The sequence below is a fragment of the Ensifer adhaerens genome (assembly GCF_013283195.1).
Classification (GTDB): domain Bacteria; phylum Pseudomonadota; class Alphaproteobacteria; order Rhizobiales; family Rhizobiaceae; genus Ensifer; species Ensifer adhaerens_G.
Genome location: NZ_JABEKT010000001.1, coordinates 2731473 through 2752624, shown reverse-complemented (window position 1 = coordinate 2752624; position 21152 = coordinate 2731473). Strand labels below are relative to the sequence as shown.

Here is a 21152-nt window from a genome sequence, read left to right as displayed (position 1 = left end):
GTTTTTCATGCCGCTTTTCCCAAAACCTTTTCTCGTCGGTGCCGTTCTCTCCGCTGGTCTTGCCGGCCCAGCGCTCGGTGCCTGCCGGGATGTCAGCCATCTCGGGCAGGACTATATCGCCTGCGCCGTCGACCCTGGTGACAACGACATCCGCCTCTACAACAAGGACCAGGCGGGCGTTCCCTTCCGCTCGTTCCGGGCCTTGTCGCTGGAGCTGCGCCACCGCGAAGAATACATGCTGTTTGCCATGAACGGTGGCATGTATCACGACGACCTGTCGCCCGTCGGTCTCCATATCGAGGAGGGGCGCGAGCAGGCGCCGCTCAACACCAACACCGGTTGGGGCAATTTCCATTTGCTGCCGAACGGCGTCTTCTATGTCGATGACGGCAAGGCAGGCGTGATGGCGGCTGATGCCTATCGCGATGCCAGGATTACCCCGCGGTTTGCCACCCAGTCCGGCCCGATGCTGGTGATCGACGGGGCGCTGCATCCGCGTTTCCTGCCCGATAGCACCAGCCTGAAAACCCGCAACGGTGTCGGCGTGACGGCAACGGGCGAGGTGGTGTTCGCCGTGTCGAAGCGGCCGGTGCGGTTTCACGACTTCGCGACGCTCTTCCGCGACGCGCTCGATTGCCCCAACGCGCTCTTTCTCGACGGCACGATCTCCAGCCTCTATGCGCCCGATATCAACCGGCACGACCGGTTGTTCCCGATGGGGCCGATGATTGCCGTCGTCGGGAAATTCCCGCGCTAGCTTTTCTTTATGGGTCCGTGACGATTTTTTTCGTCGGCGGCCCAAGGAATTCTCGTCGTGCAACGTCTAAGGTTTGAAACAGTTGGGAGCGGGCACGCCATTGGACGCTGAACTCGTCGAAAAAGCAGTGTCTGGAGACAGACGGGCGTTCGGCCAGCTGGTCGAGCGGAACTATGATTTTGTCCATGCCGTCGCCTGGCGCTGGTCGGGCAATGCGGCGGATGCGGAAGATATCGCCCAGGATGTCTGTGTGCGGCTCGGCTCTGCCATTCGCGGCTTTCGCGGCACCAGCCGCTTTCGCACCTGGCTCTACACGCTGACCCTCAATGCCGCCCGCGACCATAAGCGACGCCAGATGCGTGACAGCAACAGGATGCAGGCCTATGCCAGCGAGCAGGCGGTTCTTGGCGGCGGCGAAACGGACGAGCACGAGCGCCAGGAGGCGCTGTGGACGGCGGTAAGGGCGCTGCCGGAAAAACAATGCGACGCGGTGTTGCTCGTCTATGCCGAGGGGATGAGCCATGCCGCTGCCGCCGACGTGCTCGGGTGCTCGGAAGCGACCGTGTCCTGGCATGTGCATGAGGCGCGCAAGCGGCTGAAGACAGTGCTTGGCAAGGAGGCCGTGTGATCATGACCGACGAATTCGACAAGCTCTCCGGGCGGGTCCCGCCAAAGGCTTCGAACGAAGCACGCGTCCGCGCGCTTGCCGCCGCCATGCAGGCATTCGACGAGACGCAAGAAAATTCGACCGCCACCCAAGGATCGGTGCCGCCGGTTCGTCAAAGCTCCATCTTCAACCGGATATGGAGCCCCATCATGAACAGGAAACTGCTTGCCGGATCGGCACTCGCCACGCTGCTCGTCGTGCCCGCCGCCGCCTTTCTGACGCTGGAACTAACGCGTAGCACGACCCTGCCGGGCGACATCGGCACGGAAATCGCCGTCAAGGAAGAGCCGAAGCAGAAGGCAGCGCCTGTTGCGAAGCCGTCCTCGACGGCAGCGACTGCGGATGAGAGCTTGGCGGCGGCCAAAAAGCTGGAGGGTTCCGGCTCGCCTGCGCCTGAAGACACCGACAGCAAGGCACAGGCAACGGCCGACGAGCCGGAAATTGCCCAGTTGCTTGCACGCGCCCGTGAACAGAAGACCGTCGAGGTTCAATCCGCGCCGCAAGTCGCGAGCCCTGCGCCTGCCGCAGAGACCGAAGCGGATGCCATGGCCAACCAGGCGATGAGTGACAGCGCCGCACAGCTTTCGGCGGAAGGCGGCGCGCAGGGCCGGCTGACCTATCTGCCGGCGCCGGTCGTTTCGCGTGAGATCCAGCCGGTACAGCCGGAAAACCGCGAGCGCTTCGCCAAGGCTGACAGCAATCCGATGAAGAGCGTTGCCACCGATCCGGTCTCGACCTTTTCGATCGATGTCGACACGGCGTCTTACGCCTTCGCTCGTCGTTCGCTGATGGAAGGCCAGATGCCGGATCGCGATGCCGTGCGCGTCGAGGAGATGGTCAACTACTTCCCCTATGACTGGCCGCGTCCGACATCTGCCGCCGAGCCGTTCAAGGCGACGGTGACGGTCATGCCGACACCCTGGAACGGCGGCACCCGGCTGATGCATGTAGCGGTCAAGGGCTACGACGTGGTGCCATCAGAGGCGCCGAAGGCGAACCTGGTGTTCCTGATCGACGTTTCAGGCTCGATGGACGAGCCGGACAAGCTGCCGCTTTTGAAGGCCGCCTTCCGGTTGCTCGTCGAGAAGCTGAAGCCGGAAGACACGGTGTCGATCGTCACCTATGCCGGCAACGCCGGCACGGTGCTGGAGCCGACCACGGTCAAGGACAAGGCTAGGATACTCCAGGCAATCGACACGCTGCAGCCGGGGGGCTCGACCGCCGGGGCCGAAGGCATCGATGCGGCCTACCGGCTGGCGGAGAAGGCCTTCGTCAAGGGCGGCGTCAACCGGGTGATGCTGGCGACCGACGGCGACTTCAATGTCGGTCCGGCCAGCGATGACGAGCTCAAAGAGATGATCGAGGCGAAACGCAAGAGCGGCATCTTCCTCTCGGTGCTTGGCTTCGGCCGCGGCAACTACAACGACGCGCTGATGCAGACGATCGCCCAGAACGGCAACGGCACCGCCGCCTATATCGATACGCTGGCGGAGGCGCAGAAGACGCTGGTGGAGGAGGCGGGCTCGTCGCTCTTCCCGATCGCCAAGGACGTCAAGCTGCAGGTGGAATTCAACCCGGCTGCAATCGCCGAATACCGGCTGATCGGCTACGAGACCCGCGCGCTCAAACGGGAAGACTTCAACAACGACAAGGTCGATGCCGGCGACATCGGCTCGGGCCACAGCGTGACCGCGATCTACGAGGTAACACCGAAGGGCAGCCCGGCGGTGCTCAACGACGACCTGCGCTACAAGGCGGCCGATAAGCCGGAGGCTGGCGCCACGGCCAATGCCGGCGAACTGGCGTTCCTGAAAATCCGCTACAAGAAGCCGGATAGCGACCGTAGCGAACTGATCACCACACCGGTGACAGAAGGAAATGCCGTGCCTTCGCTCGGCGAGGCACCGAACGATGTGCGCTTCTCGGTGGCGGTGGCCGCCTTCGGGCAGAAGCTTTCGGGCGTGACGGCGGTTGAGGATTATTCCTATGACGCAGTCATCGAGCTGGCGGCAGCATCGAAGGGGGCGGATCCGTTCGGCTATCGCGGCGAGTTCGTCAATCTGGTTCGGCTCGCCAAGGGACTTTCCGGCGGTGGCAGCTCGGCCAATTGAGGCTAGGGCGTCAACGTCGACACATGTCGATAGTGACGCCTGGCGCGGCCCCTCATCCGGCTGCCGCCACCTTCTCCCCGCTTGCGGGGAGAAGGGATCCGGGGCGATGATTTCGCTCCTCTTTTGGGGCAGCGCAGGTGAGCTCCTGTCGCGTGGCACGTTCCCTCTCCCCGCGAGCGGGGAGAGGGCTAGGGTGAGGGGCTATTCCCCCTCCGAGGGCATTCCTCACACTTTCGGAAACGCGCGCTCCAGCCCGCCGGATTTCGTGAGGCCTGTCTTGAATGCCTGATAGGCCGGATGCTGGCTCGCGCGGGCGGCTTCCATCAGCCGCATCTGCAGCCGGGCGGGCGCCTCATTGCCGAGCCATTGGCCGAGTTTGTCGAGCTTCAGCGTATTGAGAAAGCGCGCTTCGGAGGCGATATCGAGATAACGGTAAAGGCCATCCAGCAGCCGATCGTCCTGCTCGGGATTTTCCATCAGCAGCCGAACAAAAGCCTGATCTGCCTCGCCAAATGCCGAGAGTTTGTCGGCAACGGTGTCCCTGTCGGGAAAGGAAGCGGGTCCGGCATTCATGTCAGTCTCTCCAGGCGAATCTCGTCTCCCTCGGGATAGGACAGGCCGGCCGCGTGCGCAAGCATTGGTGAATATTTGAATTACACGAAATGTCTAGAATTGACAAAAAGTCTAGAATCGATCATGCCTGTCGTATGAACATTGAACCCACCATCGCCTTCGACATCGCCATGCACGCGCCAACGGCTGCGGCCATCAGCGCCTTGCTTTATCCGCATGCCGAGGTCGTGCTGCATGACCTCAAGAGCGGCACAGTCGCTGCCATCTGGAACGCTTCGTCGGGGCGTGCCGTCGGCGAAGACTCGCTGATCGAGGAAGAGTTCGGCACAGTTTCCGGTACGGAGAGCGTGCTTGGGTCCTATGAGAAGACCGGCGCCGATGGCCGGCGCATCAAGTCGGTCTCGGCGGTGCTGCGAGATGCCAAGGGTGACGCGGCGGGTCTGCTTTGCATCAATCTCGACGTTTCGATGATCGACAACGCCGTAAAGCTGCTTTCCGCCTTTGCCGGCGCCGAGCAGCCGCGGCCGCAGGCGCTGTTTTCGCGCGACTGGCGCGAGGAGATCAATGCCTCGCTGCACGACTGGCTGAAGGAGCAGGGGCTCGCGCTCTCTGCGCTGAAGCGGTCGGATCGCGTAGCACTTGTGGCGGCACTCGAAGAGCGCGGCCTGTTCAAGACCCGCAACGCCGTAGACCACCTTGCCAGCCTGATCGGCACCTCGCGCGCCTCGATCTATAATTATCTCACTGCCGCCCGCAGCGACCTTTCCTGATCACGACGAAGACAATCATGTCGCCCGTCCGCGCGGCGCGGCGACCGGAGGACACGATATGACAACCTTGCCAGACTTCCGCCTCGAAACGCATTTCTCCCGCTGGGAGTTCAAGGCGCGCCATCATATGACCGCCAGCGACGCCGAAACCATCGGCATAGGCGAATTGCTGGCGCTCGCCGACGATACGGACCGGGAAGCCTGGGACAAGCTGACGCTCGGCTATACCGAAACCTATGGTGCGCCGGCGTTGCGCTTAGCAATTGCATCGACCTATCAGGGGCTTTCGGCTGCGGATATCCTCTGCTTTGCCGGGGCGGAGGAGGGACTTTACTGCGCCATGCTTGCGCTGCTCGGTCCTGAGGACCATGCCATTGTCACCGTGCCCAACTACCAATCGATGGAAACGCTGCCGGTCACGATAGCGGCCTCGGTCACCGGCGTGCCGCTGCGCCCGGAAAACAACTGGCGCCTGGACCTTGCGGACGTTCATTCGGCGCTGAAGCCGAACACAAAGCTGATCGCCGTCAACTTCCCCAACAACCCGACCGGCTCGATCGCCGATCAGCAGACATTCAAGGCGCTCGCCGAACTTTGCGCCGAACGTGGCATCCACCTTTTCAGCGATGAGGTCTATCGCGGGCTTGAGCGCGACCCGGCGCTGCGATTGCCGCAGGCGGCAGAGTTGTTCGACCGTGGCATTTCGCTCAACGTCATGTCCAAGGCCTATGGCCTGCCGGGCCTGCGCATAGGCTGGATCGCCTGCCGCGATCATCATCTGCTCGAACGCATGGAGAAGATGAAGCACTATCTGTCGATCTGCAATTCGCGACCTTCGGAAGTGCTGGCGACCATTGCGCTCAAGGCGCGCGAGCATTTGCTTGATCGCAACCGCGCGCTTTGCGCCGAAAACCTTCAAAAGCTCGGCGCCTTCTTTGCCGAGTTCCCCGATCTCTACGAATGGCGGGAGCCGGACGGTGGCTGCGTCGGCTTTGCCCGCTACCTCGGGTCCGATGGCGTCGAGACCCATTGCCGTCAGCTGGTGGAGGAGGCGGGTGTCCTGCTGTTGCCTTCGAGCCTGTTCGTCTCCGATCTGCTGCCGGTCGCCCAGGATCGCTTTCGTGTCGGTTTCGGCCGTAAGGATATCGAAGTCGGGCTCGCGGCATGGCGCCAGCATCTGCAGAGCGGCGGTGCAATGAAGAGAAGCGCCTGATTTTCGCCGGCGCCGTCACTCCTGTGATGGCGTCGATCGACCTTGCTTTGGAGCAAGCGCCTGCGCGTGTTGGGTCAGAGCACCGAAAATGAAAACGCTCCGGATCGGATGATGCCGGAGCGTTTTCTTGTCTGAGCGGAGGCCTTCTCAGCCGCGGCGGCTGCGCCGTTCGCGGGCGGGCGCCGATGGGCCTTCGTTGGCGGTCTTGTTGCGCAACGGGCCGATCCTTTCGATGATGATATCGAGCGTCGGGCGTTCGCGCTGCGAATGCTCGTCGAGCGCCACGCGCATGGCGGCGAGGTGGCCGCAAGTGGTGCCGCAGCAGCCGCCGATGATTTTGGCGCCGGCATCGGCTGCCAGCCGTGCATATTCGGCCATCAGCGGCGGTGTGCCGGAATAGTGGATCTCGGAGCCGCGGAACTCCGGAATACCGCAATTGCCCTTGACGATCACGGTTGCTTCAGGATTTGCCGCAGTCATGTCGAGCAGCGAGGAGAGGATGTCCGACGCGCCGACGCCGCAGTTGGCGCCGACGGCGACCGGGCCATCGCCGAGATCCTTGGCGACATCATGGATGTCCTTGGGGTGCAGGCCCATCATGGTCTTGCCGGCGGTGTCGAACGAACCGGTATAGACATAGGGCAGGCCGACCTTGGCGGCGGCTTCGGCGGCGGCGCGGATTTCGTCCGGCGAGGACATGGTCTCGATCCAGGCGACTTCGGCGCCACCGGCCTTCAGGCCTTCGATCTGCTCGACAAAGGCAGCGACCGCATCCTCGTAGGACAGCGCGCCGAGCGGGATCAGCAGTTCACCGGTCGGGCCGACCGAGCCGGCGGTAATGACCTTGCGCGGCGCCTTGTCGGCGACGGCGCGGGCGATCTCGGCTGCGCGCCTGTTGAGATCGTGGACGCGATCCTGGGCGTGGTGCAGCTTCAGACGGTGGCGGGTGCCGCCGAAGGAATTGGTCAGGATGATGTCGGCGCCGGCGTCGACGAAATCCTGGTGCAGCTTGGTGATGTTCTCCGGCCGGGTCTCGTTCCAGATCTCGGGCGCTTCGCCGGCTTCGAGGCCCATCGCAAACAGCGAGGTCCCGGTGGCGCCATCGGCAAGAAGGACGCCCTTTTCGGCGATGAGATCGGACAGAACATTGGCGGCAAGGGTCATCGGCTTTTCCCGGCTAGAATGAATGCAATGAGATATAAAGATATCTTTATGTCTTTGCAAGCATCCCTGCGGTCGGCCGGCGACTATTGTTGGCGGCGCAGGCCCATGCGCCCGGCAAGGCCCAGGCCGAAGATCGCGAGCGCGGTCAACAGCCACATCGGGTCGGCGCGGTTGAGGAAGAAGCTTTCGAGCATGGCGTTGTAGGTCATGAAGATCACGACCATCACGCAGAAGTCGGCAAAGGCGCGGCCCTCCGGGCGGCGCGAGGCGCGGATATAATCGAAAAGCGGATTGACGAAGAGTAGCAGGCTGATCGCGATGCCGCCCGGCACGCCGAATGTCAGCACCGCGTCGAGGTAGCTGTTGTGGCCGGCGACGATGCCGCGCACGTCCCAATTCGCTTCGAAATTCGCCTCGAGCCCCATGATGACGGGCGAGAGCCAGAAGCTGGAGTAGCCCTGGCCGAACCAGGGGTGCCCGGCGATGCTGTCGCTGGCGAACTTCCAGATATCGTCGCGGCCGGTGAAGGTGGGGTCGTCGATGATGGCCTTGGTGGCAGCGAGCAGGGTGTCGGAATAGATCGTGCCGAGCGTCAGGCCGAAGATCATGACCGACATGACAAGATGGGCAACGATCATCAGGCCCGGGCTGCGAACGGCGCGTCCGGCAAGCACCAGCGCAATGGCGATCGGCAGGAAGCCGATGGTGGTTTTCGAGCCGGTATGCAGCACGAAATTGATGGAAAGGAGCGTGATCGCCCAGCCGCGAAGCGGGGCGCCGGCGCGCAGGCAATAGATGCCGAACATGCACAGGATGGAAAAGACCGGCGCCGAAACGTTCTTGTGCAAGAGATGTCCGCGCCAGAAGCCCGCATGCCAGGGTTCGCCGCCGGCGGCCGAGTGAATGGCGAGGTCCGGCGCAACGACGAGTGCCGCATAGTCGATCAGGATGAGCAGCAGGATCGCATTTGCGCCGGCGTGAACGAAATCCTCTTCGCTGCGCGGCAATACCAGCACACCCGCCACCATGATCATCGCCACGAGGCTGAGGGTCAGGCCACGGGCAGATGCTGCCGGATCGTAGGACTGCAGACATGAGAAGTAGGCGATAGCGAAGATTGCCACCCAGGCCGGCGAGACGAGCCGCGCCAGCACCCGCTTGTCGACCACGAGCAACATCGCAAAGAGATAGACCGCGCCGAGCACGATGTAGCCGACCTGGTTGATGATGTTGCCGTCGTTGGCGGCGTTCGGGTCCGTCTCCATCGCGCCCTGAAAGGGCATGAACGTGAAGACCATGAGAAAGAGCCCGAAACCGGACAGGAGCGACGCCAGATGCCGTGTCAGCAGTGCAAGCCCCGCGTCGTCGCTCAACCCCGCCGGCACAAGGTGCCGTCGTGAAGGAGAGTTTGCCGTGGCTGGGGTCGCTTGCATGGGGGCGCCGGGATTACTGGGGCAAGGACGCCGCCAACAGGGCGCCACCTTCTGTTTTGCAGTCTACGTCTGCAGCCGCGCCGAGCGGGCCCAAGACTTGCCATCAAGCATGGCGCAATTGGGTTAAGGTCGGGTGAAACGACGCATCGGCTCATTCCGGGACCGTATCCTCAGGGCCGACCTCTTTTTGCCTCGCCCGGACCCGTCAGGCTTCCGCGTTGCGCCAACGCTCATTACCGGATTTTAAGCCTTCGCGGGCGAAACTGCGGCAGGACTGTCCTTGCGGAGCCTGCATCCTTCGAAGCAGAAAATCCAAGCTTGCGGCGCAACGAGATGAAATGGCGGCGCAAGCCGTCAGGGATGGAGCATTCTCCCCAATGGCGAAGAAATCCAAGCTTCTGGCACTTGAATCCCTGCGCGGATTCGCGGCCCTTGCCGTTGCCGTGCACCATTTCCGCTATGGCAGCCTGCTCAGCGAAAACGCCTTCATCCGGCATGGCTACCTGATGGTGGACTTCTTCTTCGTGCTCAGTGGTTTCGTTATTGCGCTCAACTATGCCAACCGACTGTCGACCCCCGCCGAGGTTGCAAGCTTTCAGCGCCGGCGGTTCTGGCGGCTCTATCCGCTTCACCTGTTCACGCTGCTGATCTTCCTCGGCATCGAGTGCCTCAAATACGTTTTTGAACAGAGAACCGGGATCGTTTCCAACAACCCCGCCTTCGTCGTCTCCGACGCGAGCGCCTTCCTTGCCAATCTTTTTCTGCTGCAGGGCGTGGTCCTGAACGAACTCGGGTTCAACATTCCGAGCTGGTCCATCTCGGTCGAATTCTGGACCTATCTGATCTTCGCCCTGACCATGGGGCTGTCGCGGCTGGAAATGCGCTGGTGCCTTGTTCTGGCGGGTGGGGCGGCCGTCGTCCTGTTGGCCCTGGAGGGCGGGCGGCTCGAGACCGATCCGATCTTTGCGATCATCCGCTGCGTATTTTCCTTCTTCCTGGGGGCATGGGCCGCCTCGCTCCACGTCCGGGTTCCCCGAAAGGCGGCCACGCCGATGGCGGCCGGCACGCTCGCTCTCGTCGTTGCGGCAATCTGGGGTCTCGGCGGTACCCACGCGGAGATTCTCCTGCCACCGCTTTTCGCGCTGACGATCGTGGCCGTTGCGAGCCTTGAGGCGGATACGTCCCTGCGACGCTTTCTCGAGTGGCCGTTCTTCGTGTGGCTGGGCACCGTCAGCTACAGCGTCTACCTGACCCATTCCATCGTCGGTTGGGTGGTGACCCAGGTTCTGCGCTTCGGCCTGAAGGTGCCGACCCATGTCGCCGCCGATGGCGACACGGTGCTGGCGCTCGGCCAGGGTTTCGCGACCTTGGTCACGCTTGCAGCAACGGCCGCAGTGCTCGTCGCCTCGTATCTGACCTATCGTTTCATCGAGAAACCGTTTCTGTCCGGCTGGCCTTTCGGGGCGAGGGCGGTCGCGTCGCGCAACGGTTAGAAGGGGTCGATCTCGGGCGGAAGCCTGCCGTCGAATGGAGCCATTGTGGCCAAATCCGGGCGGGTGTTCACGACGAAAGGCCGCAGCCCATAGGCGATTGCGGCCTGCTGGCGATCGCTGTAAAAGGGCGCACTTATGTAGTCGCCAGCCTGCCCGCGGATCTCGCGCGCTGATCGATAGCCTCAAACGAGAAGAACATCATGCATTTTACACTCCGGACACTCGCGTCGGCCGCGGTTTCACTCGGTCTGCTGCTTGGCGGTGCGTCCTCCGCTTTTGCCGGAAAGGCCCATTTTATTCTCGATGCTCAGACGGGCACGGTCCTCGAGGCCGAAAATGCCGACGAGCTGAATTACCCCGCGTCCTTGACCAAGATGATGACGATCTATCTGGCATTCGAAGCCCTTCGTGACGGCAGGCTGACCTGGGACCAGCGGTTGACCATGTCGGAAAATGCCAACAGCAAGGAGCCCTTCAAGCTCGCCGTCGGCGTCGGACGCACCGTGTCCGTGCGCGAAGCCGTGATGGGCATGATCGTGCTGTCGGCCAATGATGCATCCATTGCCATCGGCGAGCAGCTGGCCGGTACGGAAACGGCGTTCGCCAAGGTGATGACCGAGAAGGCACACCAGCTCGGCATGGCTCGCACCGTGTTCAAGAACGCCAATGGTCTGCCTGATCCGGAGCAGGTGACGACCGCGCGTGACATGGCGACGCTCGGCATCTCGCTCATGCGTGATTTCCCGGAAGAGTTTGCGCTGTTTTCGAACCGCAGGATCGAGTTCAGGGGCATGAAACTTCGCGGCCACAACGGCGTGATGAACCGCTATGAGGGTGCCGACGGCATCAAGACCGGTTACACCAAGGCATCAGGCTATAACCTGGTGACCTCGGCAACCCGCGACGGCAAGCGCCTCGTCGGCGTCGTCATGGGCGGCGAAACCGCTGAGAAGCGCGACAACCAGATGATCGGCCTGCTCGACAAGTATTTCCCTGCCAGGAGCGATTCGCTCTCGTCCGCAAGCACCGTCGAGCCGGCAGCAGCCGAAACCACGAAGACCAACTGAAGGCTGAGGGTTCCCTATTTTCGGTCAACGCGAGGCTGGCACTGGCCCCGCGTGGTTGACAAAACGGCATGCGGTTCCCGCAACACCGCGTGCCACGCCTGACGATCCAATTTCGTGAAATGCGAAGGGCGCTGCGGCTAGATCCTCCAGGAGGAAAAAGCCGAGCGCCCTGGATGTCGGGCTTTGACCCGCAGCCTTACGCGGCTCTCTTGTCCTCGTGGCTTGTGGGCGTCACCATCGCCGAGATGATCGTCGGCAGGTCGAGCGCGCCGATCGGGCGGCCGTTCTCATCGACGACATGGGCTGCGTTGACGTGGGCACCGGTCATGGCGCGCGCTGCCGATTCCAGCACCATGCCCATTGCCAGCGGCAGGCCCTCCGGATTGCCCGTAAGCGGTCGCATGATCGTCTCGACATTGATGACGCGTCCGCGGTTCACTTCCTTGACGAAGGCGGTGATGTAGTCGTCGGCGGGTGAGAGCACGATCTGCTGGCCGGTTCCCTGCTGCACCACGCGGCCATCGCGCAGGATGGCGATCTTGTCGCCGAGCCGGAGCGCCTCGTCGAGATCGTGGGTGATGAAGACGACCGTTTTCTTCAGCTCTTTCTGCAGGTCGAGAAGCACCGTCTGCATGTCGACGCGAATGAGTGGATCGAGCGCCGAATAGGCTTCGTCCATCAGGAGAATGTCGGCGTCGTTGGTCAGCGCCCGGGCGAGGCCCACGCGCTGCTGCATGCCACCGGACAGCTGATTCGGATAATGGTTCTCGAAGCCCTGGAGACCGACGCGCTCGATCCAGCCGCGCGCGCGCTTTTCGCTTTCCGCCTTGCCGACGCCCTGGATCTCGAGACCATAGACGGTGTTGTCGAGAACGGTGCGGTGCGGCAGCAGCGCGAACTTCTGGAACACCATCGCCGTCTTGTGGCGGCGGAATTCGCGCAGGTCGTTGTCGCTCATCTTGCAGACGTCGACGCCGTCATAGAGCACTTCGCCTGCGGTCGGGTCGATGAGCCGGTTGATGTGGCGGATCAGCGTCGACTTGCCGGAGCCCGAAAGCCCCATGACCACCATCACGCCGCCGGCCGGCATCGAGATGTTAATGTCCTGCAGGCCGAGAACGTGGCCGTGTTTCTCGTTGAGTTCCGCCTTGCCCAGGCCCCGCTTGACCGCATCGACATAGTCGCCGCCATTGGGGCCGAAGATCTTGTAGAGGTTCTTCACCTCGATCGCGTGACTAGCCATGGATAACCTCCGAATGCTTCTGCAGCCGCCTGCCGAAGGCCTGGCTGGTACGGTCGAAAATGATGGCGATACCGACAAGGGCGAAGCCGTTGAGGAAACCGACGGTGAAAAACTGGTTGGCGATCGCCTGCAGCACGTTCTTGCCGAGGCCACCGACGCCGATCATCGACGCGACCACGACCATCGCCAGCGACATCATGATGGTCTGGTTGATGCCGGCCATGATCGTGGGCAGCGCCAGCGGCATCTGCACGTTCTTCAGCTTCTGCCAGGCGGACGAGCCGAAGGCGTCGGCGGCTTCCAGCACTTCCTGGTCGACAAGACGAATGCCGAGATTGGTGAGCCGGATCATCGGCGGCACGGCATAGATGACGACGGCGATCAGGCCCGGAACCTTGCCGATGCCGAAAATCATGACAACCGGGATGAGGTAGACGAAGCTCGGCATCGTCTGCATCACGTCGAGCACAGGATTGACGATCGCCTGCACCCGGTCGGAGCGGGCCATCAGAATGCCGATCGGAATGCCGATCAGGATCGAGATCAGCGTACAGACGGTGACCATCGCCAGCGTGATCATCGTGTCGTTCCACAGGCCGACCAGGCCGATAGCGATCATCGACAGCGCCGTTCCGATGGTGATGTTGATGTTGCGGCTGCCGTAATAGACCACAGCCACCATGACGATCAGCACGAGGATCCAGGGCGACGCCACGAACGCGCCTTCGAGGTAGTTCAAAAACCATTGTAGCGGCTGCACGACCGTATCGATGGCGTCGCCATAGGAGCGAACGAACCCTTTGAAACCATCGTCGATGGTTTTGCGGGCGAGCCGGATCGTTCCGTCGTCAATGGCAGGGAACTTGCAAAGCAACGCTGGCAAGACACTGCAGATGGATGCCATATTTTTCCCCTTCTTGGCCGGAAGTCTTATGACGCCGACTGCGTCAGTGGACCGGTCGTTGCCGATCCTTGCGCAGACTTAACGGGTGACCTCTTCGGGTCCCGGCGTGAGGAATGTGACAGCGGAACGTGACGCCCGCTTACCTGAATGCGACGCGAACGGCTCCCGTTCGTCGTCGGGAGCATCGAGCGCCATGCAGTCTGCCTTTCCCGAAGGCGAAGGCGCAGATACAGGCGACCGCATTTCACGCGGGCGCCTGCAACATCAGCTGAAATCAGAGCGCAGCCTTTACCTTTTCGGCAACGTCGGGTGCGACCCACTGGGTCCACATATCAGGGAACTCTTCGAGGAAGTGCTTTGCAGCATCCTCGTTCGTACCCTGGTTCTCGTCCATCCAGGCAAGAACCTTGTTGACCGTGCCGTTGTCCCACTTGCGTGCCTTGACGTAATCCATGGCAACGCCCGCCTTGTCGGCGAAGGACTTGGTCACGACCGTGAAGACGTCGGAGACCGGGTAGGAATTGACCTTCGGGCTCGGGCAATCGGGAACGGCCGAGCAGGCGTCCCATTCCTTCTTGTCGTGATCGACGCCGAAGGAGAGGCGGGTCATCTCGTACTTGCCGAGAATGGCGGTCGGTGCCCAGTAATATCCGAGCCAGCCGGTCTTCTTGGCGAAGGCGTTGGCGATCGAACCATCGAGACCGGCGGCCGAGCCGGTGTCGACCAGCTGGAATCCGAGCTTTTCAGCATCGATCGCTTTAAAGAGGTTGGCGGTCGAGACCTGGCAGTTCCAGCCCGACGGGCAATTGTGCACGGCGGCCTTCGAGGCGTCTTCCGGCGCCGGGAAAAGCTCGGGGTGTTTCAGTGCGTCCTGCACGGTCTTGATGTCGGGGTTGGCATCGGCGAGGAATTTCGGGATCCACCAGCCTTCGACGCCGCCTTCACTCAGGATCTTGGCAGCTTCGATCAGCCGGCCTTCCTTGATGGCCGCGTCGAGCGGCGTGCGAACGGCGTTGACCCACAGTTCCGGCGCCATATCCGGCTGGGCCTTTTCGTTCATGGAGGCGAAGGTCGGCATCGTGTCGCCGGTGACCAGCGTCACGGTGCAACCGTAACCGTTTTCGAGGATGAACTTGTCCACGTGAGCGGCAACGCCCGCAGACGCCCAGTTCATCTCGGCAATGCTGACTTCTCCGCATTCCGCGGCTTGCGCGGAACCCGCCAAGGCATACAGGCCGGCGGCGAGGATGGTGGAAGCGAGGAGTTTCTTCATGTTGCAAGACCTCCCAGTCTTTAACTGCAGCCAACGATCAAACGGGCATCGTGGGGACGCCCTCGCATCCCGTTCACCCGAACCAAATGAGCAGCCTGGGGTTCGGCAAAAGACAAGCCAAGGGTAGCCCCCGCTGCGACGGTCATGGGAATTTTTGTGTCCTTGCCGCGGAACCCTGTCGCCGGCCGGATTTCCTCTATACCGATCTGCAAGCCTAAGTATTCTCGTTGGGAAATCAACCTCTTGAATCGGAAAACGGCCGGGTCCGCGTGCCCGCGGCGTCTGTCTGCGACATGATCGAAGAGGAATTTTTTGGCTTCAGGGCGCCCAAATTTAAGCATTTGCGACAATTAGTGCCGCAAAATATAGCGGTCGCGGCGATGCCCATTTTTGATCTGTTGCAATCAGGACTTTTCCTGTCGCGAATGCGTCACCGGTATTTTCTGCCGATGTCGCGAAAAAGTTCAAAAAAAGCCGCGATTCATCTTTCGTTAAATTCTCAATAACCATCCGGTAACGATGTCCGGCTAATTGTTGTTGCGCGGCGGGAAACGGCCGCCGGCCCGGATCAAGGTAGTGCGTCCCGGGTGTGAAGCGAGCCTTCGGTGTGTATTGCCGGAGTGACCAGCGTTTTTTGGAAGCCGCATCCCTCGAAGGAGGTTGATGCGGTTTTCGCGTTTTCGGGCATGTCGCGCAAAAGTGCGTCGCGGTTTTGTGAGATCGACATGCACAAACCGGGAGCCTCGGGTTTCCCGGTCATTCGGCCAAAAAAAACCGTCTCCACAGGGGAGACGGCTGGAGGAGAAGGCGTTAGCTGCTGGAGTGCAAAGCCATTGCCAAAAGCGCGCCCGATCAACGGGCCGCAAAGTCAACCGACGTTGGACGTGCGGATAAACCCAAGTGGTCCAAAGGGAGCATCGAGCACGACGTTGCGAACGCGCGACTGGCTGACGGGTGCCTTGGAGTTCCAGGCAATCTGAACGAAATTCGGTTTGCTGAAGATGTACAGCATGGACATGGACCTTGAGAGGCCGGACGTGTTGTTATCCGGGTGTGTTTCGGTGGCGCTGATATAGGCTCGCGCCGCGCGAAATTGAATACCAAACTCGTCACAGGATGTCGCATTTACGCTAGTTTCGGAGAGAAACTCGACAAGCTTGATAAGCGACCGAAACAGACTGTTATCGACGCGCCGCAAATGCGGCGAAATCGTGTCAAAGCAGGCCTTTGCCGATGGTCAATTCGGTGTTACCGGTGGCGCCATGACACGCAAGATCATGCTTCAGGGAACCGGCTCGGATGTCGGAAAATCGGTATTGGTGGCGGGCCTCTGCAGGCTCGCCTCCAATCGCGGGTTGAAGGTCATGCCGTTCAAACCGCAGAATATGTCGAACAATGCAGCAGTGTCCGATGACGGCGGCGAAATCGGCCGGGCGCAATGGCTGCAGGCGCTGGCGGCGCGCGTGCCTTCGTCGGTGCACATGAACCCGGTGCTGTTGAAGCCGCAGTCGGATGTCGGCAGCCAGATCGTCGTGCAGGGCAAGGTCGCGGGGCAGGCGAAGGGCCGGGAGTATCAGGCGCTGAAGCCGAAGTTGCTTGGCGCGGTGATGGAAAGCTTCGAGCAGATTTCAGCCGGCGCCGATCTCGTCGTGGTCGAGGGGGCGGGATCGCCTGCCGAAATCAATCTGAGGGCCGGCGACATCGCCAATATGGGATTTGCGACGCGCGCCGATGTGCCCGTCGTGCTGGTCGGGGATATCGACCGTGGCGGCGTCATAGCCTCGCTGGTCGGCACCCATGCGATCCTGCCTGACGAGGACCGGCGCATGGTGAGCGGTTATCTGATCAACAAGTTCCGCGGCGATGTCACGCTGTTCGATGATGGCATCGCCGCTGTCGGTCGCTACACCGGCTGGCCCTGTTTCGGCGTCGTGCCGTGGCTGAAGGCCGCCGGGCGGCTGCCGGCTGAGGATTCGGTGGTTCTTGAAAGGCTGGCACGCGGCGGGGGGCGGGCGCTCAAGATCGCCGTTCCTGTGTTGTCGCGGATTGCCAACTTCGACGATCTCGATCCGCTCGCTGCCGAGCCGGAGGTCGATCTCGTGTTCGTCAGGCCGGGAAGCCCGATTCCGGCCGATGCCGGGCTGGTCGTTATTCCCGGCTCGAAATCGACGATCAGCGACCTCAAGGATTTCAGGGCCGAGGGGTGGGACCAGGATCTCAAGCGCCATGTGCGACGCGGGGGCCGCGTGATCGGTATCTGTGGTGGCTACCAGATGCTGGGTGCGCGCGTCACCGATCCGCTCGGCATAGAGGGCAGCGACCGCGAGGTCGCCGGGCTCGGGCTGCTCGACGTCGAAACCGAGATGGCGCCGGAAAAGACGCTCCGCAACAGCCGCGCCTGGTCGCTGGAACACGACGTTGCGCTGGAAGGCTACGAGATCCATCTCGGCCGGACGACAGGCGCAGACTGCGACCGCCCATCGGTGCGCATCGACAGCCGCCCGGACGGTGCGCTGTCTGCCGACGGCCGGGTGATGGGCACCTACCTGCACGGCCTGTTTGCGAGCGACGCCTATCGCGCGGCGCTTCTGAAGAGTTTCGGCATCGAAGGCGGAGCGACCAACTATCGCCAGTCGGTGGATGCGGCGCTCGACGATGTCGCCGGCGAGCTTGAAGCCGTGCTCGACGGGCGTTGGCTGGATGGGCTTCTGGGGCGGTAGCGTTTGTTTGTTCGTTGGTCGCTCCGACAAGGCGGCGCACCGTTTATGCCCAACCTCACTTTTGCGTCCTGTCGCCTCACGCTATTCTGACCACCCCGCGGGAGGTTTGCAGCATGGCGAAGCTTGTGTTTGGAATGAACCAGTCTCTGGACGGCTATGTCGACTACCAGGGGTTCGCGCCTGGCCCCGTGCTCTTTCGTCACTGGATAGACCACGTGCGTGGCCTGACCGGCAGCGTTTACGGTCGCCGCATGTACGAGATCATGCGTTACTGGGACGAAGACCATCCTGAATGGGACACGGAGCGGCAGGCATTCGCGGCGGCGTGGCGGCGCCAGCCGAAGTGGGTCGTGTCGCGCTCACTGAAGTCTGTCGGCCCCAACGCCACGCTTGTCGAAGGTGACGTTGAGGCGGTGATCGGTGGCCTGAAAGCCCGGCTCACTGGAGAGATTGCCGTCTCCGGACCGGATCTGGCCCGAAGCCTAACCGAACTCGGCCTTATCGATGAGTATCGGCTCTACTTCCACCCCGTCGTGCTTGGTAGCGGCACGCCATTCTTCGCCGGCCCGCGACCACCACTGCGCCTTGTTTCCACCGATCACGTTGGCGAAGACGTGATGAGGTTGACATATGTTCCTGCTTGATCGCTGCGTTTCGACAGACGGACTGCGCCGTTTGGGGCCCGATATGGCCGCCAACAATCATCCGCAGGCGCTTGCGATCGATCTGGCTCCGGTCAACGGCAGTGCGTGTCCTGAAGTTTGGCACGCCGGCAAATGCGCAGGGATGCCACAAGGGGCACTTGTGTCGATATCGAGCTGCTAGGGGACCTGCGAGAACGTGAAGGCCCTGTCGCCGTGATACCATATGAACTCGTTTTCCTTGGCGCGAAGTCCTCCGGGATTTCGCAGCACCGTCCCGCACAGGTTCGTTGTCTTGAGCCACAGGAAGCAAACCTCGTCCCCGTCAAATTTGACCTCGACGTCCGTCATGCGACCGGCGCCGATGGAGGCCCAGTCTCCCGTCAGAGTGGCCATGCCCGCGATCGAAATCACAGCCTCGTGTTCCTCGCCCGAATCCAGCATGCGTCCATGCAGCCGATGCCCGAGGAGAAGTGAGCGGGCTTCGTCGGCTTCCAGTCTGTTGGCGGCGATGAAGTCGGTGTTCATCAAGGTCTCGGGCAGGCCCGCCAGCCGCAGTCCCCGATAGAAGCGTGCGCTGTCCTCCTGCGTTGCCAGGTCCAGGGGCGGGCTGGTCGCGATGCTGGCCGCAGTGCCGCCGCGTGCGAGGCGAAGCCCGTTGAAACGGGTTATGGCCGCCTCCGCTTCCGCGCGGCGACCGAGGTGCCCGGAAGCGGAGGCAAGAAGAAGGAATGAGCCGTCATCCTGAGGGTTGAGTTCGATGCTGCGCTTCGTTGCTGCCGCTGCCGCCTCGAAATCCTCGAGGCCGAATTGCGTCAGCCCAAGGACGTAGATGAAGAAGGACGGAGAATGCGGATCGAGGCGCATGGCCGTGCGGATGTAGGGCAGAGCCTCCGCCGGACGGCCGACGGAGGTCAGCACGAGGGCCGTCAGCGCGTAGCTCCAGGAGTCGCCCGGTTCAAGCGCGATCGCTTCCTTGAGTGCGGCCAGCGCGTCGGCATATTGCCAGTCCGCTTCGGACAGGAGAGCGGACGCCTGATAGGCGAGCGCTGTCTTGTGCTTCTGGGCGATCCGCAGATATTGCGTCGCCTTGGCTCTCGCTTCGGTCCGCGAGATGCCCAGCTGATAATGCCAGCGCCACATGCAGATGCGCGCGTAGACCATGGCCGCGGCGGCGTAGGCGCGCCCATAGGCGGGATCGAGCGCAATCGCCTGCTCGAAATAGGGCACTGCCTTTGCAAAGTCTTCCGGGGTGGTGCGTCGGTGATGCTCCCAGCCGCGCAGGAACGCGTCGAAGGCCGCGGGCACCATCGTTTCCTTGCGCCCGGAGGCCATCTGCTGGTCCGGGTCCAGCCGAAGTGCCAGCGCGTCGGCAATGCCCCGCATCACTTCGTCCTGCAGCGCAAAGACATCGGACAGTGAACCGTCGAACTTTCCGGCCCAGACGTGGCCGCCGCTGAGACTATCGACGAGCTGGGCATTGATCCGCAGTTGCTCTCCGGCACGCTGCACACTGCCTTCAAGCACGTATCTGACGCCGAGTTCTTTGGACACCTGCCTGGGTGTCACCGCCTTGTTCTTGTAGGTGAAGGTCGAGTTGCGCGCGATCACGAACAGGCCGGAGACCTGGGCGAGCTCGGTGACGAGCCCATCGGTCATGCCATCGGCGAAATACTCCTGCCTCGGATCGTCGCTCACATTGGCAAACGGAAGCACCGCGATCGACGGTTTGTCCGGAACACTCAGGTTCGATAGTCGGACTTGGGGCGTTTCCACGGGTGGCTCCCACGGCTGCCACCAGGCGACGCCGCTCGCCGCCACAAGCACGACAGCAGATGTAGCAAGTGCCGGCCAGCGCGTCATGCGGCGCGTTGCGGCTTTCGCGCTGCCCGCGTGGGCTTCGTTCAGCGCCAGGCGATAAGCCCGAACCGGCTTTTCGATATGCTTCAGGCGTTGTTCGCCGAGAGAGACGAAACGGACATCGAGGTGTTTCTCGACCTGATCGTAGGCGGTGCCGGAAATGACGATCCCACCCGGTTCGGCGAGGCTCTGCAGGCGCTCGGCAATGATCACGCCATCGCCTTGAATGTCGTCGCCTTCAACGATGACATCGCCAAGATTGATGCCGATGCGAAATTCCAGCCGCCCCTCTTCGGAGCCGCGGCTATCGGATTTCGCGCGCTGAACCTCCACCGCGCAACGGACCGCTTCGACGACACTGTGGAACTCGACCAGCAACCCGTCGCCCATGGTCTTGATCAGCCGTCCATGGTGCGCGGCGATCCGTTGTTCGAACAGGTCGTGCAGATCGGCCTGAAATCGCGCGCATGTACCCTCCTCGTCGGCTTGGGTGAGCAGTCCATAGCCGGAAACGTCGGCAATCATCACGGCGGCGAGCCTGCGTTCCATTTGCCTACCGGATCAACGAAGCCTCTTGTTGGGCTAGTTTATCGCATTATCTGCAATCGCTAAAATGAAGTTCGCCGCCGTGGTGCAGCGCTTATGCCGTGTGACGACGACTTGCGGCCCCGGGGTACTTCGCGTTCGGCAAATCGTCGCGCGACGCAATTCGGCCGGGGAGGTGTCGCACGCGTCGATTGACTTTGCACCGCCCGCTTCCTAATCATCTGACGTTGGATGGTTTCCCCGGATCGTGGCGATGCGGGGGAATAATTGGGAATGTGACGGATGGACCCAAATCGGGCATCCTTATCGCAGCCGACCCCGCGACTGTAGAACGGTCAGGGTTCGCCATCGGGCTGAAGACCGGCTACCTCTGGATTGCATGGGCAATCGAAGGCGGTTTGGAATTCAGCCGGAAAAGCCACTGGCGTGGCTTCGTGATCAGCCGGGTTGGACGCCTCTTCTTCTACGAATCGTCCGCCTTTCACGAAACATGAAAACGCCGGGAAGGTGAGGCGGGCCGTTCGGGCCCTTGCGTTGTTTTTCGCGTCACGACGCGAAGCGATGTCTGGGCTCGTGACGCCGTGAGCCAGGAGACCTGCCGTCCGACAGGGGCATTCCGCCCGAAGGGAAGCCCGCTTCCCACGCCATCACGGAGGTTGTCTTGGCTTATCGACCATTTTCCGAACGCGCCTTTGGCGCGGTGAGATGCTGTTGCCG

At 62.2% G+C, this 21152-nt stretch carries 17 protein-coding genes and 1 riboswitch; of the genes, 9 read left to right on the top strand and 8 right to left on the bottom strand.

Features of this window, described 5'->3' with window-relative positions; translation table 11 throughout:
* The first annotated feature begins 7 nt into the window (after window positions 1-7).
* The 3 genes from LPJGGPFB_RS13050 to LPJGGPFB_RS13040 all read left to right on the top strand — a co-directional run bounded on the left by LPJGGPFB_RS13050 (window position 8) and on the right by LPJGGPFB_RS13040 (window position 3535).
* Complete coding sequence (locus LPJGGPFB_RS13050; RefSeq protein ID WP_173420293.1) at window positions 8-757, top strand: phosphodiester glycosidase family protein; 750 nt, start codon at window positions 8-10, stop codon at window positions 755-757.
* 100 nt (window positions 758-857) lie between these two features.
* A complete protein-coding gene (locus LPJGGPFB_RS13045) occupies window positions 858-1385 on the top strand; it encodes an RNA polymerase sigma factor (protein WP_173420292.1) in 528 nt (175 codons plus the stop codon).
* A gap of 2 nt (window positions 1386-1387) precedes the next feature.
* Entirely contained in the window at window positions 1388-3535 is a 2148-nt protein-coding gene (locus LPJGGPFB_RS13040) for a vWA domain-containing protein (RefSeq protein WP_210264386.1), read from the top strand.
* Between the two features lie 225 nt (window positions 3536-3760).
* Here the strand turns inward: LPJGGPFB_RS13040 and LPJGGPFB_RS13035 are convergent, their stop codons facing one another.
* Window positions 3761-4108, bottom strand: a complete 348-nt coding sequence (locus tag LPJGGPFB_RS13035) for a hypothetical protein (RefSeq protein WP_173420290.1) — start codon at window positions 4106-4108, stop codon at window positions 3761-3763.
* 134 nt (window positions 4109-4242) lie between these two features.
* Between LPJGGPFB_RS13035 and LPJGGPFB_RS13030 the strand changes: the two genes are divergently transcribed.
* A complete protein-coding gene (locus tag LPJGGPFB_RS13030; RefSeq protein ID WP_173420289.1) occupies window positions 4243-4878 on the top strand; it encodes a helix-turn-helix transcriptional regulator in 636 nt (211 codons plus the stop codon).
* Window positions 4879-4936: 58 nt separating this feature from the next.
* Window positions 4937-6091, top strand: a complete 1155-nt coding sequence (locus LPJGGPFB_RS13025; protein WP_173420288.1) for an aminotransferase class I/II-fold pyridoxal phosphate-dependent enzyme — start codon at window positions 4937-4939, stop codon at window positions 6089-6091.
* 147 nt (window positions 6092-6238) lie between these two features.
* On the opposite strand, the gene bmt is transcribed toward LPJGGPFB_RS13025, so the two are convergent.
* Entirely contained in the window at window positions 6239-7255 is a 1017-nt protein-coding gene (bmt, locus tag LPJGGPFB_RS13020; RefSeq protein ID WP_173420287.1) for a betaine--homocysteine S-methyltransferase, read from the bottom strand.
* Window positions 7256-7338: 83 nt separating this feature from the next.
* Window positions 7339-8688, bottom strand: a complete 1350-nt coding sequence (locus tag LPJGGPFB_RS13015) for an O-antigen ligase family protein (protein WP_173420286.1) — start codon at window positions 8686-8688, stop codon at window positions 7339-7341.
* A 377-nt stretch (window positions 8689-9065) separates the two neighbouring features.
* Between LPJGGPFB_RS13015 and LPJGGPFB_RS13010 the strand changes: the two genes are divergently transcribed.
* Both LPJGGPFB_RS13010 and LPJGGPFB_RS13005 read left to right on the top strand, forming a co-directional pair.
* Window positions 9066-10181 (top strand): acyltransferase family protein, encoded by a 1116-nt coding sequence (locus tag LPJGGPFB_RS13010; RefSeq protein WP_173420285.1) that lies wholly within the window; start codon window positions 9066-9068, stop codon window positions 10179-10181.
* Between the two features lie 200 nt (window positions 10182-10381).
* The gene (locus LPJGGPFB_RS13005; RefSeq protein WP_173420284.1) at window positions 10382-11248 is read left to right on the top strand and encodes a D-alanyl-D-alanine carboxypeptidase family protein; all 867 of its coding nucleotides are present in this window, start codon (window positions 10382-10384) and stop codon (window positions 11246-11248) included.
* Between the two features lie 196 nt (window positions 11249-11444).
* On the opposite strand, the gene LPJGGPFB_RS13000 is transcribed toward LPJGGPFB_RS13005, so the two are convergent.
* From LPJGGPFB_RS13000 to LPJGGPFB_RS12985, 4 genes are all read right to left on the bottom strand, one after another.
* Window positions 11445-12491, bottom strand: coding sequence for a quaternary amine ABC transporter ATP-binding protein (locus LPJGGPFB_RS13000; protein ID WP_173420283.1), 1047 nt, complete (start codon window positions 12489-12491; stop codon window positions 11445-11447).
* Window positions 12484-13395 carry an ABC transporter permease gene (locus tag LPJGGPFB_RS12995; protein ID WP_173420282.1) on the bottom strand — a complete coding sequence of 304 codons (912 nt, stop codon included), beginning with the start codon at window positions 13393-13395 and terminating at the stop codon, window positions 12484-12486. Before LPJGGPFB_RS12995 ends, LPJGGPFB_RS13000 begins: the two co-directional genes overlap by 8 nt.
* 274 nt (window positions 13396-13669) lie before the next feature.
* On the bottom strand, window positions 13670-14668 hold the full coding sequence (locus LPJGGPFB_RS12990; protein WP_173420281.1) for an ABC transporter substrate-binding protein: 999 nt from the start codon (window positions 14666-14668) through the stop codon (window positions 13670-13672).
* Between the two features lie 868 nt (window positions 14669-15536).
* Window positions 15537-15680 carry a hypothetical protein gene (locus LPJGGPFB_RS12985; protein ID WP_107027614.1) on the bottom strand — a complete coding sequence of 48 codons (144 nt, stop codon included), beginning with the start codon at window positions 15678-15680 and terminating at the stop codon, window positions 15537-15539.
* Window positions 15681-15930: 250 nt separating this feature from the next.
* On the opposite strand from LPJGGPFB_RS12985, the gene LPJGGPFB_RS12980 reads away from it, so the two are divergent.
* Window positions 15931-17388, top strand: coding sequence for a cobyric acid synthase (locus LPJGGPFB_RS12980; protein ID WP_173421032.1), 1458 nt, complete (start codon window positions 15931-15933; stop codon window positions 17386-17388).
* A gap of 113 nt (window positions 17389-17501) precedes the next feature.
* Entirely contained in the window at window positions 17502-18032 is a 531-nt protein-coding gene (locus LPJGGPFB_RS12975) for a dihydrofolate reductase family protein (protein WP_173420280.1), read from the top strand.
* 177 nt (window positions 18033-18209) lie between these two features.
* On the opposite strand, the gene LPJGGPFB_RS12970 is transcribed toward LPJGGPFB_RS12975, so the two are convergent.
* A complete protein-coding gene (locus tag LPJGGPFB_RS12970) occupies window positions 18210-20438 on the bottom strand; it encodes an adenylate/guanylate cyclase domain-containing protein (protein WP_173420279.1) in 2229 nt (742 codons plus the stop codon).
* A gap of 212 nt (window positions 20439-20650) precedes the next feature.
* A riboswitch (cobalamin riboswitch) is annotated at window positions 20651-21052 on the top strand.
* Window positions 21053-21152 lie beyond the last annotated feature (100 nt).